The 14,871-nt window shown below is 68.7% G+C and carries 16 protein-coding genes; 9 read left to right on the top strand and 7 right to left on the bottom strand.

Features of this window, described 5'->3' with window-relative positions:
- Window positions 1–126: 126 nt before the first annotated feature.
- Window positions 127–1,425 carry an integrase gene (locus ACWHMB_RS15855; RefSeq protein ID WP_377542571.1) on the bottom strand — a complete coding sequence of 433 codons (1,299 nt, stop codon included), beginning with the start codon at window positions 1,423–1,425 and terminating at the stop codon, window positions 127–129.
- Window positions 1,426–1,567: 142 nt separating this feature from the next.
- On the opposite strand from ACWHMB_RS15855, the gene rplU reads away from it, so the two are divergent.
- The 4 genes from rplU to proB all read left to right on the top strand — a co-directional run bounded on the left by rplU (window position 1,568) and on the right by proB (window position 4,532).
- Complete coding sequence (gene rplU, locus ACWHMB_RS15850) at window positions 1,568–1,885, top strand: 50S ribosomal protein L21 (RefSeq protein WP_293222631.1); 318 nt, start codon at window positions 1,568–1,570, stop codon at window positions 1,883–1,885.
- Window positions 1,886–1,899: 14 nt separating this feature from the next.
- Window positions 1,900–2,160, top strand: a complete 261-nt coding sequence (rpmA, locus tag ACWHMB_RS15845; RefSeq protein WP_377482374.1) for a 50S ribosomal protein L27 — start codon at window positions 1,900–1,902, stop codon at window positions 2,158–2,160.
- 82 nt (window positions 2,161–2,242) lie between these two features.
- Window positions 2,243–3,307, top strand: coding sequence for an Obg family GTPase CgtA (gene cgtA, locus ACWHMB_RS15840; RefSeq protein ID WP_293222635.1), 1,065 nt, complete (start codon window positions 2,243–2,245; stop codon window positions 3,305–3,307).
- A gap of 52 nt (window positions 3,308–3,359) precedes the next feature.
- Window positions 3,360–4,532, top strand: coding sequence for a glutamate 5-kinase (gene proB, locus ACWHMB_RS15835; RefSeq protein WP_377482372.1), 1,173 nt, complete (start codon window positions 3,360–3,362; stop codon window positions 4,530–4,532).
- Here the strand turns inward: proB and ACWHMB_RS15830 are convergent.
- Window positions 4,526–5,050 carry a CNP1-like family protein gene (locus tag ACWHMB_RS15830; RefSeq protein ID WP_377482370.1) on the bottom strand — a complete coding sequence of 175 codons (525 nt, stop codon included), beginning with the start codon at window positions 5,048–5,050 and terminating at the stop codon, window positions 4,526–4,528. The two genes, proB and ACWHMB_RS15830, sit on opposite strands and share 7 nt — an antisense overlap.
- Entirely contained in the window at window positions 5,047–5,703 is a 657-nt protein-coding gene (locus tag ACWHMB_RS15825) for an RNA pyrophosphohydrolase (RefSeq protein ID WP_377482368.1), read from the bottom strand. Before ACWHMB_RS15825 ends, ACWHMB_RS15830 begins: the two co-directional genes overlap by 4 nt.
- A gap of 105 nt (window positions 5,704–5,808) precedes the next feature.
- On the opposite strand from ACWHMB_RS15825, the gene ACWHMB_RS15820 reads away from it, so the two are divergent.
- The gene (locus ACWHMB_RS15820; RefSeq protein ID WP_377482366.1) at window positions 5,809–7,554 is read left to right on the top strand and encodes a proline--tRNA ligase; all 1,746 of its coding nucleotides are present in this window, start codon (window positions 5,809–5,811) and stop codon (window positions 7,552–7,554) included.
- 2 nt (window positions 7,555–7,556) lie between these two features.
- Entirely contained in the window at window positions 7,557–8,183 is a 627-nt protein-coding gene (locus ACWHMB_RS15815; protein ID WP_377482364.1) for a lytic transglycosylase domain-containing protein, read from the top strand.
- A 39-nt stretch (window positions 8,184–8,222) separates the two neighbouring features.
- On the opposite strand, the gene ACWHMB_RS15810 is transcribed toward ACWHMB_RS15815, so the two are convergent.
- On the bottom strand, window positions 8,223–9,536 hold the full coding sequence (locus ACWHMB_RS15810) for a hemolysin family protein (protein ID WP_377482362.1): 1,314 nt from the start codon (window positions 9,534–9,536) through the stop codon (window positions 8,223–8,225).
- 191 nt (window positions 9,537–9,727) lie between these two features.
- Between ACWHMB_RS15810 and ACWHMB_RS15805 the strand changes: the two genes are divergently transcribed.
- Window positions 9,728–10,474 (top strand): YidB family protein, encoded by a 747-nt coding sequence (locus ACWHMB_RS15805; RefSeq protein WP_377482378.1) that lies wholly within the window; start codon window positions 9,728–9,730, stop codon window positions 10,472–10,474.
- A gap of 76 nt (window positions 10,475–10,550) precedes the next feature.
- Here ACWHMB_RS15805 and grxD read toward each other — a convergent pair whose 3' ends face one another.
- From grxD to ACWHMB_RS15790, 3 genes are all read right to left on the bottom strand, one after another.
- Window positions 10,551–10,883, bottom strand: coding sequence for a Grx4 family monothiol glutaredoxin (gene grxD / locus ACWHMB_RS15800; RefSeq protein ID WP_377482360.1), 333 nt, complete (start codon window positions 10,881–10,883; stop codon window positions 10,551–10,553).
- A 120-nt stretch (window positions 10,884–11,003) separates the two neighbouring features.
- Window positions 11,004–11,297, bottom strand: coding sequence for an H-NS histone family protein (locus ACWHMB_RS15795; RefSeq protein ID WP_377482376.1), 294 nt, complete (start codon window positions 11,295–11,297; stop codon window positions 11,004–11,006).
- An 83-nt stretch (window positions 11,298–11,380) separates the two neighbouring features.
- Window positions 11,381–12,688, bottom strand: a complete 1,308-nt coding sequence (locus tag ACWHMB_RS15790; RefSeq protein ID WP_377482358.1) for a hemolysin family protein — start codon at window positions 12,686–12,688, stop codon at window positions 11,381–11,383.
- 35 nt (window positions 12,689–12,723) lie between these two features.
- Here ACWHMB_RS15790 and ACWHMB_RS15785 point away from each other — a divergent pair, with 35 nt between their 5' ends.
- Window positions 12,724–13,563 carry a symmetrical bis(5'-nucleosyl)-tetraphosphatase gene (locus ACWHMB_RS15785; protein WP_377482356.1) on the top strand — a complete coding sequence of 280 codons (840 nt, stop codon included), beginning with the start codon at window positions 12,724–12,726 and terminating at the stop codon, window positions 13,561–13,563.
- Window positions 13,560–14,789 (top strand): DUF445 domain-containing protein, encoded by a 1,230-nt coding sequence (locus tag ACWHMB_RS15780; RefSeq protein WP_377482354.1) that lies wholly within the window; start codon window positions 13,560–13,562, stop codon window positions 14,787–14,789. Before ACWHMB_RS15785 ends, ACWHMB_RS15780 begins: the two co-directional genes overlap by 4 nt.
- Window positions 14,790–14,871 lie beyond the last annotated feature (82 nt).

Here is a 14,871-nt window from a genome sequence, read left to right as displayed (position 1 = left end):
CAGGCCGTGGCGGCCTGCGGCGCCGGGGATTATAGGTTTGAGCGCGGGCTCCCCACGGCGCCTCGGGGCTTGGTAGTCTTTTCCAATTCAGGTATGAGCCTGAACGAGCCGGATTGAAGGTTGGGTTCAGGCCAAGCGTCTGGATCGTTTTTCAATTGTCGCAAACAGCGCCATGCGCGCTGCATTGAGCTGTTCAGCGGCCTGCAAGTCAGTCACTTGCACGGCCTGCTGTTGCAGCAGCTGGACAGTGATGCCGCGGCGCAACTGCTTGTCAATGTCCGGCAAGCTCGCGAGCTTCTCCAACGGCGTTTGCACCAGCTCGGGTGGGTAGGTCTTGCGAATTTTGCCCTTGGCATCCATCACCTGCTTGGCAAACAGGCAAGGGCGGTGCAGGTTGACGTAGGTGTTCAGATGCTCTTGGCAGAACGTGTTGATCAGGCCGGCAAAGCGCTGCGGAATATGGCTGTAGCCGAACGTCTTGCGCACCACGGCGGCGTTCTTGCTCTCGGCCAACGCGTTGTCATTGCTCTTGCGCGGGCGCGACTTGGTCTGCTCGGCCTGCAGCTTGCCCAGCAAGGCGGCCACCTGTCGATTGACGAACTCGCCGCCGTTGTCCGAATGAAAGCCGCGGATCGGAAACGGAAACTGAGCCATGAGCTGCTCCAACACCGGCAGCAAGAACGCCTCGCTGATGCGCTCGCAGCAAGCCACCACCTCCCACTGAGTGAGGATATCGACGGCATTGACGTAGTACACCCCCTTGATGCGATCGAGATCGCCCTGATGGACGCTGTCGATGCGAATGAAGCCCACTCGCCCGCCGGGGTCGGGCGCGCGTCGCTGGCCAATGGCATTGAGCACGGGCCGGGTTTTGGTCAAGGACACCCGGGCGGCTTTGTATGGGCCGCTCTTGCGCAGGTTGTACAGGTGCGAGGGCGACAGTTGCGCCAGGCGTTCAAAGCGCGCATCACCGTGCACATGCCAGGCGCGGCGCAGCAGGTGCACCGTCGCCGGCCCCGACAAGCAGCCATGGGCGCGATCAACGCTCACCAGCAGCGCCACATCGGCGGGGCTGTAGCGCCGGGCAAAGGCATGCGCTGGCACGCGGTAGCGCTTGGCCAGAGGCTGGCCTTCCAGCACGCGCGCCAGCAGCCGCGTCAGTTGCGCGCGCGAGTAGCCGCTGGTGCGCGCCAGATAGCGCAGCACGATGCCCTTGTCGGGCCTGGACAGACGCGTATAGCCCAAGCGGCGCACCACGCTGGCAATGTGCGCATAGCGCTCTTGATCATCGGCGAAGGCGCTGAAGCTGACCTCCAGCGTGCCTTCGAGAAACGCCTGCAATTGGGCAATGCTGCCCAGCCGGGATTCGTCCATGTCGATCACCATCTGAAAAATGATCGACCCAGATCGCCCATTCAGGCTCATATCTCGTTGGAATCTCGGCAACTCGTTCAGGCTCATACCTCGTTGGACAAGACTTTGGTTTGCCAGCGGCGGCCAGTGCCTATATAATGCGCAGTTCGCCGGAAATCCGTCTGGCGAGACTCAATCAACAAGGGTTTTCAATATGTACGCGGTCATAAAAACCGGTGGCAAGCAGTATCGCGTTGCCGCTGGCGAGAAGATCAAAGTAGAACAGATTGCTGCGGACGTAGGCCAGGAAATCACCCTCGATCAGGTTTTGGCTGTCGGCAGCGGCGGCGATCTGGTGGTGGGCGCGCCCCTGGTGTCCGGCGCCACGGTGGTGGCCAAGGTGCTGTCGCACGGCAGGCACGACAAGGTGCGCATCTTCAAGATGCGCCGTCGCAAGCACTACCAAAAGCGCCAGGGCCATCGTCAGAACTACACCGAGCTTGAAATCGGCGCCATCAACGGCGGCAAATAAGGAAGGATAGCGACATGGCACAGAAAAAAGGCGGCGGCTCCACCCGCAACGGCCGCGACTCCAAGCCGAAGATGCTGGGCGTGAAGGTGTTCGGCGGCCAGGCGATCAGCGCCGGCGCCATCATCGTGCGCCAGCGCGGCACCAAGTTTCACGCCGGCACCAACGTCGGCGTGGGCAAGGACCACACGCTGTTCGCCCTGGTCGACGGCCAGGTGTCCTTTGCCACCAAGGGCGCGCTGAACAAGCACACGGTGATCGTCACCCCGATGGCCTGAGGCGCTCGCGCTCCGGCCCTGGCCAAAGCCCCGCGCCGCGGGGCTTTGGCGTTTTTGATGCTGACCTAAACTCCACCGAATCATGAAATTCGTCGACGAAGCCTTCATCGACATCGCCGCCGGCGATGGTGGCAACGGCTGCGTGTCGTTTCGCCACGAGAAGTACAAGGAGTTCGGCGGCCCCAACGGGGGCGACGGCGGGCGCGGCGGCCACGTGTTCGCGGTGGCGGACGTCAACCTCAACACGCTGATCGACTTTCGCTACGCGCGCCGCCACGAGGCCGGGCGCGGCCAGCACGGCATGGGCTCGGACATGTTCGGCGCCGCGGGCGATGACATCACGCTCAAGATGCCGGTGGGCACCATCATCAGCGACGCCGAGACGGGCGAGGTGCTGTTCGAGCTGCTGACCGCCGGCGAGAAGATCATGATCGCCAAGGGTGGCGACGGCGGCTTCGGCAACCTGCGCTTCAAGAGCGCCATCAACCGCGCGCCGCGCCAGAAGACGCCCGGCTGGCCGGGCGTGCGCCGCAGCCTCAAGCTGGAGCTGAAGGTGCTGGCCGACGTCGGCCTGCTGGGCATGCCCAACGCGGGCAAGTCCACCTTCATCGCCGCCGTCAGCAACGCGCGGCCCAAGATCGCCGACTACCCCTTCACCACGCTGCACCCCAACCTGGGCGTGGTGCGCGTCGGGCCCGAGCAAAGCTTCGTCGTGGCCGACATTCCGGGCCTGATCGAGGGCGCGTCCGAAGGCGCGGGCCTGGGCCACCAGTTCCTGCGCCACCTGCAGCGCACCCGCCTGCTGCTGCACATCGTGGATATTGCGCCGTTTGACGAAGGCGTCGACCCGGTGGCGCAGGCGCGCGCCATCGTGGCCGAGCTGAAGAAGTACGACCCGGCGCTGCACGCCAAGCCGCGCTGGCTGGTGCTCAACAAGCTGGACATGGTGCCGGCCGAGGAGCGCGCCGCGCGCGTGAAGGACTTCGTGCGGCGCCTGCGCTGGAAGGGCCCGGTGTTCGAGATCTCGGCGCTGACGCGCGAGGGCTGCGAGCCGCTGGTGCAGGCCATCTACCAGCACGTGCACGCCGAGCAGCGCGCGGCGGCCGGCGACGAGCCGGTGGATCCGCGCTTTGCCGATCAGGCGTAAACTATCAAAACAATAGTTGCTTGCGCTTGACTGGCGCCGGCTGCAGGTCAAAATGACTCAAGAATCTGCTGCTGAAGTGCTGCGCCAGGCGCGCCGCATCGTGGTCAAGGTGGGCTCCAGCCTGGTGACCAACGAAGGCCGCGGGCTGGACGCGGCCGCCATCGGCGAATGGTGCCGCCAGCTGGCGCTGCTGGAGCGGGGCGCCGACGGGCAGGCGCCGCGCGAGCTGGTGATGGTCTCCAGCGGCGCCATCGCCGAGGGCATGAAGCGCCTGGGCTGGAGCAAGCGTCCGCACGAGGTGAGCGAGCTGCAGGCCGCCGCCGCCGTCGGGCAGATGGGCCTGGCGCAGATGTACGAGACCCAGCTGAGCGAGCAGGGCCTGCGCAGCGCTCAGGTGCTGCTGACGCACGCCGACCTGGCCGACCGCGAGCGCTACCTGAACGCGCGCTCGACCCTGATGACGCTGCTGCGGCACCAGGTGCTGCCGGTCATCAACGAGAACGACACCGTGGTCACCGACGAGATCAAGGTGGGCGACAACGACACCCTGGGCGCGCTGGTGGCCAACCTGATCGAGGCCGACCTGCTGGTGATCCTGACCGACCAGAAGGGCTTGTACACGGCCGACCCGCGCAGCCATCCCGAGGCCGAGTTCGTGCACCAGGCGCGCGCGGGCGATCCGGCGCTTGAGCGCATGGCCGGCGGCGCGGGGTCGAGCATCGGCAAGGGCGGCATGCTGACCAAGATCGTCGCGGCGCGGCGCGCGGCGGGCTCGGGTGCGTCCACCGTCATCGCCTGGGGGCGCGAGCCCGACGCGCTGCTGCGCCTGGCCGCGGGCGAGAACATCGGCACCCTGCTGGTGGCGCCCACGCACAAGACGCAGGCGCGCAAGCAGTGGATCGCCGACCACCTGCAGCTGCGCGGCTCGATCACGGTGGACGAGGGCGCGGCCGCCAAGCTGCGCCGCGAAGGCAAGAGCCTGTTGCCCATCGGCATGACCCAGGTGGAGGGTGATTTCTCGCGCGGTGACGTGATCGCCATCCGCGACGGCGCGGGGCGCGAACTGGCGCGCGGCCTGGCCAACTACGCCAGCGCCGAGGCGCGCCTGCTGTGCCGGCGGCCGTCCCGGGACATCGCCAAATTGCTGGGCTACAGCGGCGGGCCGGAGATGGTGCACCGCGACAACCTGGTGCTGACCCAGACGCCGGCCGCGGCCGATCAGTAGTACAGCACCTCGTTGCCGGTCTTCAGCGCGCGCACGATCTCGGTCACCGACTGCGGCACGGTCGTGCCGTTGCACATGCCGCCGCGCGCCAGCTGCAGGGGGTGGCGCACCACCACGTTGCTTTGGCCCAGCATGGGCTTCCACTCGCTTTCGGTGCTGGGCGTCCAGGCGCCGCCCTGCACCTGGCGGGCGTAGACGCGGTATTCGGCGGTGGCGCAGCGAATGCCCTCGTAGGTGGCGTTGACGGCCGAGGTGCCGCGCGCCACCACCACGTAGCGAACGATGCCGGTCTCGAGGTTGAGGCTGATGGTGGCCGGGTCGACCCCCAGCTTCACCGTCGAGCCGCGCGGCATCTCGATCTCGATCAGGTGGCTCAGGCTGTAGCTGGGCGGCGGCGGGGGCGCGTCTTCCTTCCAGTCGGCGCGGTCGAACTCGGCGTTTTGCGCGCCGGCGGCCACGGCCAGCGCCAGCAGCGCGGCGCCGGTCAGCCGCCGCGCCAGGGTGCCGGCGCGGGTCATGAGCCGCTCCGCGGGAACAGGGGCGAGCGCAGGCCGCCGCTCAGGCTGGCGCCCGGGGGCAGCTCGATGCCGCCCGGCGCCGTGTCGGGCCCGCTGTGGGTGATCGGCGCCGGCACCGCCGTGCCGTCGCCGCGCTCGCGCATGCGCACGCCGCCGCGCAGGTAGCGGTTGCGCTGCTCGGGGCGCGGCAGAAAGCGCGCCAGCTCGGTCAGCGCCAGCTCGTAGACGCCGCGCTTGAACTCGACCACCACGTCCAGCGGCACCCAGTAGTCGTTCCAGCGCCAGGCGTCGAACTCGGGGTGGTTGGTGGCGCGCAGGTTGAGCTGCCAGTCCTGCGCCACCAGTTGCAGCAGATACCAGATCTGCTTTTGGCCTTTGTAATGGCCGCGCGCGTCGCGGCGGATGAACCGGTCTGGCACCTCATAGCGCAACCAGTCACGGGTTCGGGCCACGATGCGCACATGCTCCGGCAGCAGACCCACTTCCTCGTGCAGTTCCCGGAACATGGCCTGCTCGGGAGATTCGCCCCGATCGATGCCGCCTTGTGGAAACTGCCAGGAGTGGGTGCGGATGCGCTTGCCCCAAAATACCTGATTTCTCTGGTTGAGCAAGACGATGCCGACGTTCGGGCGAAAGCCTTCCCGGTCAAGCATAATCAAACCCCAAATTCAATAAGTTGTGACCATTATGCACGGCGTGATACGCGGGGCAAGTGGGCACAAACCCCCTGTGCCGTGCCGTGTCGGCACCCCGCGTCCATGAAAGCCTCCCAGTTCCTGATTTCCACCCTGCGGCAAGCGCCGGCCGATGCCGAAGTGGTCAGCCACCAGCTGATGATGCGTGCCGGCATGATCAAGCGTCTGGCGGCCGGCATCTACACCTACATGCCCATGGGCCTGCGCGTGATCCGCAAGGTCGAGGCCATCGTGCGCGAGGAGATGAACCGCGCCGGCGCCATCGAATGCACCATGCCCGTGATCCAGCCGGCCGAGCTGTGGTCCGAGAGCGGACGCTTCGAGAAAATGGGGCCCGAGCTGCTGCGCCTGAAGGACCGCCATGAGCGCGACTACGTGGTGCAGCCCACCAGCGAAGAGGCCGTCACCGACATCGCGCGCCAGGAGTTCAAGAGCTACAAGCAGCTGCCCAAGAATCTCTACCAGATCCAGACCAAGTTTCGCGACGAGCGCCGCCCGCGCTTCGGCCTGATGCGCGGGCGCGAGTTCATCATGAAGGACGCCTACAGCTTCGACCGCGACGAGGCCGGCGCCAAGCGCAGTTACCAGGTGATGGCCGCGGCCTACCGCGCCATCTTCGACCGCTTCGGCCTCAGCTACCGCGCGGTGGCGGCCGACTCGGGCGCCATCGGGGGCGACCTGAGCGAGGAGTTCCAGGTCATCGCCGCCACGGGCGAGGACGCCATCGTCTATTCCACCGGCAGCGCCTACGCCGCCAACATGGAAAAGGCCGAGGCCGCCGCGCCCGCCGGCCCGCGGCCCGCCGCCGGCGAGGCCTTGGCCAAGACGCCCACGCCCGGCAAGAGCACCTGCGCCGACGTGGCCGAGCTGCTGGGCCTGCCGCTGGCGCGCACCGTCAAGTCGCTGGTGCTGGCCACCGACGAGCTGGACGCGGCCGGCGCGGTGGCCAGGACCCAGATCTGGCTGCTGCTGCTGCGCGGCGACCACGACCTGAACGAAGTCAAGGCCGGCAAGGTGCCGGGCCTTGACGTGGGCTTTCGCTTTGCCACCGTGCCCGAAATCCTGGAGCACTTCGGCACGCCGCCCGGCTACCTGGGCCCCATCGGCTTGAAGAAGCCGCTCAAGATCATCGTCGACCGCGAGGTCGCCGTGATGGCCGACTGGGTGTGCGGCGCCAACGACAAGGACTTTCACTTTACCGGCGTCAACTGGGGGCGCGACCTGCCCGAGCCCGACGTGGTGGCCGACCTGCGCAACGTGGTGGCGGGCGACGCCTCGCCCGACGGCCAGGGGCAGCTCGCCATCGAGCGCGGCATCGAGATCGGCCACGTGTTCTACCTGGGCACCAAGTACAGCCGCGCGATGAACGCCAGCTTCCTCGACGAAGACGGCAAGCCCAAGCCCTTCGAGATGGGCTGCTACGGCATCGGCGTCACGCGCCTGCCGGCCGCCGCCATCGAGCAGAACCACGACGAGCGCGGCATCATCTGGCCCGACGCCATCGCGCCCTTCACGGTGGTGATCTGCCCGGTCGGCATGGACCGCAGCGAGGCGGTGAAGAGCGCCGCCGAAAGCCTGTACGCCGAGCTGCTGGCCGCGGGCGTGGACGTGATCCTGGACGACCGTGGCGAGCGCCCCGGCGCCATGTTCGCCGACTGGGAGCTGATCGGCGTGCCGCATCGCGTGACCATCGGCGACAAGGGCCTGAAGGACGGCCAGGTCGAATACCAGCACCGGCGCGACACGGCCGCCACGCGCGTGCCGGCGGGCGAGATCGCCGCCTTCGTGAAGGGCCGGCTGGCCGGGTGACGATGCCCGCCGCAGGTCGTCGCGCGCTGCTGCGCACCCTGCTGGCGCTGCCCGGCGGCGCGCTGCTGGGGCCGCGCGTGGCCCGGGCCGGCGGCCAGTTGGAGGAACCCCTGGCCGACGCCGTGCGCACCGCTTTGAGCGCGGCCATCGCCAACGACGCGCCGCCGGTGCCGGTGTTCGACACCACCGAGGCGCGGCTGGCCTACCTGCGCTGGCTCTCGCACGCCAGCGACCGGCTGTACCCGCGCATGAAGGACTTCGACACGCGCATCGGCTTTCTGCAGACCCTGTGGTACGAGACCCGCCGCGCCGGGCTGGACACCTCGCTGGTGCTGGGCCTGGTGCAGGTCGAGAGCGCGTTTCGCAAGTACGCCGTCTCCGGCGTGGGCGCGCGTGGCTACATGCAGGTCATGCCGTTCTGGAGCCGGGTGATCGGCGACGGCGACCCGGGCAAGCTGTTTCACATGCAGACCAACCTGCGCTTCGGCTGCGTCATCCTGCGCCACTACCTCGACCGCGAGCAGGGCAACCTGTATCTGGCGCTGGGGCGCTACAACGGCTCGCGCGGGCAGGCGCCGTACCCGAACGCGGTGTTCGGCGCGCAGAAACATTGGCATTTCGACCGCTAGCCCGCTCTGGTATTGCGCGAGAAGCTATAAAAGCAATAGTTATTGGCTTACTGTGGCCGGCGCCGCCGGCGGCTCGCGCGTGACCAGCACCTGGTCGATGCGGTGGTTGTCCACGTCCAGCACCTCGAAGCGGTGCCCGTCCCAGCTCAGCCGGTCGGTGCGGCGCGGCACGCGGCGCAGCATCACCATCAAGAAGCCGGCCAGGGTGTCGTACTCGCTCATGTGCGGCGGCTCGTTCAGGTCGAGCGCGCGCAGCACGTCGGACATCGGCGTCAGGCCGTCGATCAGCCAGCTGCCGTCCTCGCGCCGCACGATCATCTCCTCGTCCTCCTGCGTCACCAGCTCGCCCATCACCGTGCTCATCACGTCGTTGAGCGTGACCACGCCGACCACCGTGCTGTATTCGTTGACGATCAGCGCGAAGTCCTCGTGCTGCTGGCGAAACTGGTTCAGCACCTCCGACAGGCTCAGGCGGTCGGGCACCACCACCAGCTTGTGCAGCAGGCTGTCGTCGGTCAGGCGGATCGGCTGGCCGTTGAGCACGCGCTGAAACAGCTCCTTGGCGTCGACGTAGCCGATGGCCTGGTCGAGCTCGCCGCGGCACACCGGGTAGGTCGAGTACGGCTCGGCGGCGATGCGCGCGCGCACCACCTCGTCGGGGTCGTCGTGGTGCAGCCAGGCAATGCGGTCGCGTGGCGTCATGGCGCTGCTGACGGTGCGCGTCTCCAGCTCCAGCAGGTTCTCGATCACCTGCTGCTCGGGGCGGTCGATGGCGCCGGCCTGCGTGCCGGCCTCGGCCAGCGCCAGGATGTCGTCGGGCGTGATGCGCTCGTCGCGCTGCAGCGGCAGGCCCAGCGTGCGCAGCAGGGCGTCGGCGCAGCGCGCGTACAGCCACACCAGCGGCCGCAGCGCCAGCCGCACCGCGTTCATGGGGCCGATCAGGGCCATGGCCACGCGCTCGGGCTCGGCCATGCCCAGGCGCCGGGGCAGCAGGTCGGCGAACATCACGAACATCGAGGTCACGATCAGCACCGACACGGCAAAGGCCACGTCGCCCGCCAGGCCCGCCGGCAGCCACAGCGCCAGCAGGCGCTCCAGCGGCGGGCCGAACAGGCCCTCGCCCACGATGCCGCCCAAGATGGCCACGGCGTTGACGCCGATCTGCACCGCGGTGAAATAATCGCCCGGCTGCTCCTGCACCTGCAGCACGCGCAGCGCCCGCAGATCGCCCGCGTCGGCCAGCGGGCGCAACCGCAGCCGGCGCGAGGCCGCCAGCGCGATCTCGGCCAGCGAGAAAAAGGCGCTGACCACGATCAGCAGCACAATCAGCAGCAGGCTCTGCGTGAAACTCATGGGGGGCGTGGACGGAGGTTGCCGCCCCACGCGGGGTGCGGCGGGCGCGCCCCAGTGTAGGGGCAATCGGGCGCGATCCGGCCCGGCCGGGGCCGCGCGGGGGCTGACTATAATTTTTTCGAGGTTGCGGTCGCGCAGGGCGCCATGAAGCGGCCCTTTTTTCCAACAACTGCTGATGAGCGAGGTTCGTGATGTATGAGGTGCTGATCCGCGAAGCGGCCGTGCGTTTTGGCCTGGGTGACAAGGCGCTGCCGGTGCTGCAGATGCTGCTGGCCTACATGACGGCCAAGGACAGCGGGGGACTGGTCGGCTTTCTTGAAAAGTTCAAGGCCGCCGGCCTGGGGCCGCTGATCCAGTCCTGGCTGGGCGGCGGGCCCAGCGCGCAGCCCATCAGCAACAGCCAGCTTGAAACGGTGCTGGGCTCCAGCGGCGGCCTGCTGTCGCTGATCAGCGGCAAGCTCGAATTGGGGCGCGACAACGTGACCTCGGCCCTGGGCTATCTGCTGCCGGCCCTGGTGGGCAAGCTGACGCCGGGCGGCAGCATGCCCGCCAGCCTGCCCGCCGAGGTGCAGAGCCTGGCCGAGGCCGGCCAGCAGCTGCTGGCGGCGCCAGCCCCGTCGGAGCTGACTTCCGGCGGCATCGGCGGCAGCCTGCTCAGCTGGCTGCCCTGGGTGGTGGTGGTGCTGGCCGCGCTGTTCGGCCTGAGCTACTGCGGCAAGGACAAGGGCAGCGCCACGCCGCCGGCGATCGAGGCTCCGGCATCGGCGCCGGCCGCCGCATCCGAGCCGGCCGCGCCGGCGTCCGATGCAGCCCCCGCCGCCGCGCCCGAGTCGTCGGCGCCGGCATCCGAAGCCGCGCCGGCGGCGGCGCCTGCCGCACCCGCGGCCTCCGAGCCCGAGGCGCCCGCATCGGCGATCTCGGGCGACACGCGCGCCTGAGCGGCAGCGCAGTCAAACAAAAAAAAGGACGCCCCGGGGCGTCCGTTTTTGCTTGTGGCGGAGAAATCCGCTGAACTCAGGCGGCGTTGGCGCCCACCAGTTGCTGCAGTTCGCCCGACTCGTACATCTCCATCATGATGTCGGCGCCGCCGATGAACTCGCCCTTGACGTAGAGCTGGGGGATGGTGGGCCAGCGGCTGTAGTCCTTGACGCCCTGGCGGATGGCCTCGTCCTCCAGCACATTCACGGTGGTGATGGTGCCGGTGTCGACGCCGACGGCCTTCAGGATCTGGATGGCGCGGCCCGAAAAGCCGCACATCGGAAAGTTGGCATCGCCCTTCATGAACAGTACGAGCTCATGGCCCTTGACGAGCTGCTCGATGCGTTGCTGGGTGTTTGAATCCGTCATGGTGCTTCCTGTTGCGCGAAGCGCGAATTATCCCATTTCGGGCGCAACCCCGTGGGGCGCAAGGCCGGCCAAAAAACAAGGGCGCCCGATGGGGCGCCCCGGCCATGCGTGCAATGGCAATCAGGCAATGGCGAATGCGCTGCGGTCCTTGCCCTCGATCCAGCGCGGCGGCTTGCCACGGCCGGTCCAGGTCACGCCGGTGGCCGGATCGCGATATTTGGGTGCCACCTTGCCGGTGGATGCGGTTTTGCCGCCACGGCGGCGGCCGGGAAACACGTCCTGCGCCGTCAGGCCATATTCGACCACCAGTTCGCGCGCCTTGTGCACGGCATCGGCAATCTCGCGCTTGCGCGCCTCCTCGACCTGAACAGCCAGTTCTTTTTGCTTTTGCAGCAGTTCCTTGTAACTTGCCATGGCAATGAAATCCCTAATGAGTGAAAGGGCCCCGAATATATCATTGCCGCGCGGCATTCAAAACCCATTAATCCCGGGCGCGCTTAAATTTCGGTATCTGCCACCAGCGCTGGGTGGGCCTTGATTTTGTCAATGCGCCGGCCCTGCAGGCGGCGGATTTCGAATATCCAGCCCGCGCAATCGATGCGCTCGCCGGCCTGCGGCATGCGGCCCAGCACCGACATCAGCAGGCCGCCCAGGGTGTTGTAACGATTTTTGTCTTCGGCCGGCAATTCGTCGATATTCAGCCGGGCTTTCAGCTCGCTGATCGGCATCAGCCCGTCCAGCAGCCAGCCGCCATCGGGCGTGGGCATGGCCCAGGCGTCGACGTCGGCGTCCGGTTTCAATTCGCCGGTAATGGCTTCCAGCAAATCGTGCGGCGTCATCAGGCCCTGCACCACGCCATATTCATCGACCACAAAGGCCAGGCGCCCCGATTTGGCGCGCAATTGCTCCAGGATTTCCAGGCCGCTCAGGGTTTCCGGCACGAATCGGGCCGGCTCGGCATGGGTTTCGATGGATTCGGCGGCATGCGGGCCCAGGGCCAGCAGACGGGCCACCGAAATCACGCCCTTGACCTCGTCCAGGCCATTGCGGCAAACCGGATACCAGGAATGCACGCTGTTTTCTCCATGGCGCGCCACATAATCGAGCGCCTGCGCCACGCTGAGGCTGGCCTCCAGCCAGTCAATATCGGATCGCGCCACCATCAGCGAGGTCAATGGGCGGTCGTCCAGGTGAAACACGTTGCGCACCATCTGGTGCTCGTGCGCCTCGATCAGGCCGGCATCCACGCCTTCTTCCAGGCTGGCCGATATTTCCTCCTCGGTCACGCGCCGGCTTTGCGAGTCGTCGATGCGCAGCAGCTTGAGCATGCCCTGCGTGCACACCGACAGCAGCCACACGAAGGGCTTGGCCAGGCGCGCCAGCCCGGTCATGGGCCGGGCAATCCAGCGCGCCACGGTCTCGGGGAACATCTGGCCGATGCGCTTGGGCACCAGCTCGCCGAACACGATGGTGGTGAAGGTGATGATGGCCACCACCAGCGCCGTGCCGGCAACCGAGGCCACGCCGGCGCTCAGGCCCAGCCGGGCCAGCCAGGCCGCCACGGGCCCGCTGAAGGCGGCTTCGCCCACGATGCCGTTGAGCATGCCGATCGAGGTGATGCCCACCTGCACGGTGGACAGGAACTGCGTCGGCCGCTCCATCAAGCGCAGTGCGGCGGTGGCGCCGGTGTCGCCGCTTTCTTCCATTGCCGCCAGGCGCGCCTTGCGGCTGGAGGCCACCGCCAGCTCGGACATGGCGAACACGCCGTTGAGCAGGGTGAGAAAGACGATCAGGAAGAAGTCCATGCGGGCCGGGGGCGAGCCCGGTGGAAAATCGGGTCATGGCACTCTACCTGATTGGCGACGTGCAGGGCTGCGACGACGCCCTGGGGCGGCTGCTCGACGCGGCGGCGTTCTCGCCCAGCCGCGACCGGCTGATCGTGCTGGGCGACTTGGTCAACCGCGGTCCGGCCTCGCTGGCCGCGCTGCGCCGGTTGATGGCGCTGGGCAACGCTGGCCAAAGCCTGCTGGGCAACCACGACCTGCACCTGCTGGCCCTGGCCTGCGGCGTGCGCCCACCGCACCGGCTGGACACCGTGGGCGACATCCTGGCCGCGCCCGACCGCGCCGCGCTGCTCGACTGGCTGCGCCAGCGCCCGCTGGCGCTGCGCGAGCAGGGCGTGCTGCTGGTGCATGCCGGCGTGCTGCCGCCATGGACGGCCGACCAGACCCTGGCCTTGGCCGGCGAGGTGCAGGCCGTGCTGCGCGGCGCCGACTGGGCGGGCTTCTTGCAGCGCATGTACGGCAACCAGCCCGACCAGTGGCACGACGCGCTGCAGGGCGCCGAGCGCCTGCGCGTGATCGTCAACGCGCTCACCCGCCTGCGCTTTTGCACGCCCGAGGGCCGCATGGAGTTCGCCACCAAGGAGGGCGGGGCGGCAGCGGCGCCCCCCGGCTACCTGCCCTGGTTCGACGCGCCCGGGCGCCGCACGGCGGGCCAGACGATCGCCTTCGGCCACTGGTCGACGCTGGGCGCCGTCGAGCAGCCCGATCTGATCGCGCTGGACACCGGCTGCGTCTGGGGCGGTTGCCTGAGCGCCGCGCGGCTGGATGGCGCCGGCCGCGTGGCCGAGCGCATCCAGGTGCGCTGCCCGCAAGCGCAGGCGCCCGGCCGCACATGAAGATGAAGCGCGTTGCGCTGGCCCTGCTGCTGGCCGCCGCCGCGCTGTACGCGCTGGCCACCTGGATGGCGCCGCGGCACCTGGCCTGGGGCTATGTGGCGGCCTTTGCCGAGGCCGCGATGGTGGGCGCCATTGCCGACTGGTTCGCGGTGGTGGCGCTGTTTCGCCGGCCGCTGGGGCTGCCCATTCCGCACACCGCCATCATCCCGGCCAACAAAGATCGCATCGGCCAGCGGCTGGCGGGCTTCATCGTCACCCATTTCCTGTCGACCGAGCAGGTCACGGCGCGCCTGGCCGACTTCGACGCCGCGGGCCGCCTGGCGGCTTGGCTGGCCGACCGTGGCCACGCCGAGCGCCTGGCCGGGCGCCTGTCGGGCGTCGGCGGCTGGGTGGTGCAGGCGCTGGACGATCCGCGCGTGCACCCCTTCGTCACCGAGCTGGCGCGCAGCGGCCTGCGGCAGATCGACGTGGCGCGGCTGTCGGGGCAGCTGATCGAGGCGCTGATGCGCGAGCGCCGCCACCAGGTGCTGCTGGACGGCGTGCTGGCGCAGCTGGCGCGCTGGCTGGGCGAGGACGCGGTGCAGGACGCCATCAGCGAGGCCATCGCGCGCGAGGTGCGGGTGCTGCGGCGCGTCGGGCTCGACCAGGTGGCCGCGCGCCTGGCCACGCGCAAGGTGGTGCTGATGATTGCCCGCAGCCTGCTGGAGCTGGCCGAGGACCCGCAGCACCGCCTGCGCCTGGCCTTCGACGAGCAGGTCGCGGACTGGGCCGCGCGCCTGCAGGAGGACGATGCGCTGCGCGCCCGCGTGCTGCGCCTGCGCGACGAGCTGCTGCAGCGCCCCGAGCTGGCCGCCAGCGTGCGCGGGCTGTGGTCGGAGCTGCTGGCCTGGCTGCAGGCCGGCTTGAGCGCTCAGGATTCCTGGCTGCGCCAGCGCAGCGCCGCCGGGCTGCAGGCGCTGGGCCAGCGCCTGGCGGCCGACCGGGCGGTGCGCGCCTGGATCAACGGCGAGCTGCGTGCCGCCGCGCCGCGCCTGCTGGAGCGCCACCGCGACGCCATCGCCGCCCTGATCGAGGCGCGCGTGGCGGGCTGGGACGCGGGCGAGTTGAGCGCCGAGCTGGAGCGCCACATCGGCAACGACCTGCAGTACATCCGCATCAACGGCACGCTGGTGGGCGGGCTGGTGGGGCTGCTGATCCACACCGTGACCGCGTGGGCCGGCGGGTAACTATCATTTATATAGCTGCTCGCGCTTGATGCACAAGCGCTGGAGCCCGATTTGGCTTGAAACCGGGCCAGCGTGCCGCCCG

It is taken from the genome of Ottowia pentelensis, from assembly GCF_964341695.1.
Note: the sequence above shows the minus strand (reverse complement) of the source record. Positions and strands in the feature narration are given on the sequence as shown.

What these genes read in the sequence shown, in the direction of transcription:
- ACWHMB_RS15830 (WP_377482370.1), bottom strand. Translation starts at nt 5,050, where the DNA reads ATGACCCGCGCCGGCACCCTGGCGCGGCGGCTGACCGGCGCCGCGCTG.
- grxD (WP_377482360.1), bottom strand. Translation starts at nt 10,883, where the DNA reads ATGACGGATTCAAACACCCAGCAACGCATCGAGCAGCTCGTCAAGGGC.
- cgtA (WP_293222635.1), top strand. Translation starts at nt 2,243, where the DNA reads ATGAAATTCGTCGACGAAGCCTTCATCGACATCGCCGCCGGCGATGGT.
- ACWHMB_RS15785 (WP_377482356.1), top strand. Translation starts at nt 12,724, where the DNA reads ATGGCACTCTACCTGATTGGCGACGTGCAGGGCTGCGACGACGCCCTG.
- ACWHMB_RS15805 (WP_377482378.1), top strand. Translation starts at nt 9,728, where the DNA reads ATGTATGAGGTGCTGATCCGCGAAGCGGCCGTGCGTTTTGGCCTGGGT.
- ACWHMB_RS15815 (WP_377482364.1), top strand. Translation starts at nt 7,557, where the DNA reads ATGCCCGCCGCAGGTCGTCGCGCGCTGCTGCGCACCCTGCTGGCGCTG.
- ACWHMB_RS15810 (WP_377482362.1), bottom strand. Translation starts at nt 9,536, where the DNA reads ATGAGTTTCACGCAGAGCCTGCTGCTGATTGTGCTGCTGATCGTGGTC.
- rpmA (WP_377482374.1), top strand. Translation starts at nt 1,900, where the DNA reads ATGGCACAGAAAAAAGGCGGCGGCTCCACCCGCAACGGCCGCGACTCC.
- ACWHMB_RS15825 (WP_377482368.1), bottom strand. Translation starts at nt 5,703, where the DNA reads ATGCTTGACCGGGAAGGCTTTCGCCCGAACGTCGGCATCGTCTTGCTC.
- ACWHMB_RS15780 (WP_377482354.1), top strand. Translation starts at nt 13,560, where the DNA reads ATGAAGATGAAGCGCGTTGCGCTGGCCCTGCTGCTGGCCGCCGCCGCG.
- proB (WP_377482372.1), top strand. Translation starts at nt 3,360, where the DNA reads ATGACTCAAGAATCTGCTGCTGAAGTGCTGCGCCAGGCGCGCCGCATC.
- ACWHMB_RS15855 (WP_377542571.1), bottom strand. Translation starts at nt 1,425, where the DNA reads ATGAGCCTGAATGGGCGATCTGGGTCGATCATTTTTCAGATGGTGATC.
- ACWHMB_RS15790 (WP_377482358.1), bottom strand. Translation starts at nt 12,688, where the DNA reads ATGGACTTCTTCCTGATCGTCTTTCTCACCCTGCTCAACGGCGTGTTC.
- rplU (WP_293222631.1), top strand. Translation starts at nt 1,568, where the DNA reads ATGTACGCGGTCATAAAAACCGGTGGCAAGCAGTATCGCGTTGCCGCT.
- ACWHMB_RS15795 (WP_377482376.1), bottom strand. Translation starts at nt 11,297, where the DNA reads ATGGCAAGTTACAAGGAACTGCTGCAAAAGCAAAAAGAACTGGCTGTT.
- ACWHMB_RS15820 (WP_377482366.1), top strand. Translation starts at nt 5,809, where the DNA reads ATGAAAGCCTCCCAGTTCCTGATTTCCACCCTGCGGCAAGCGCCGGCC.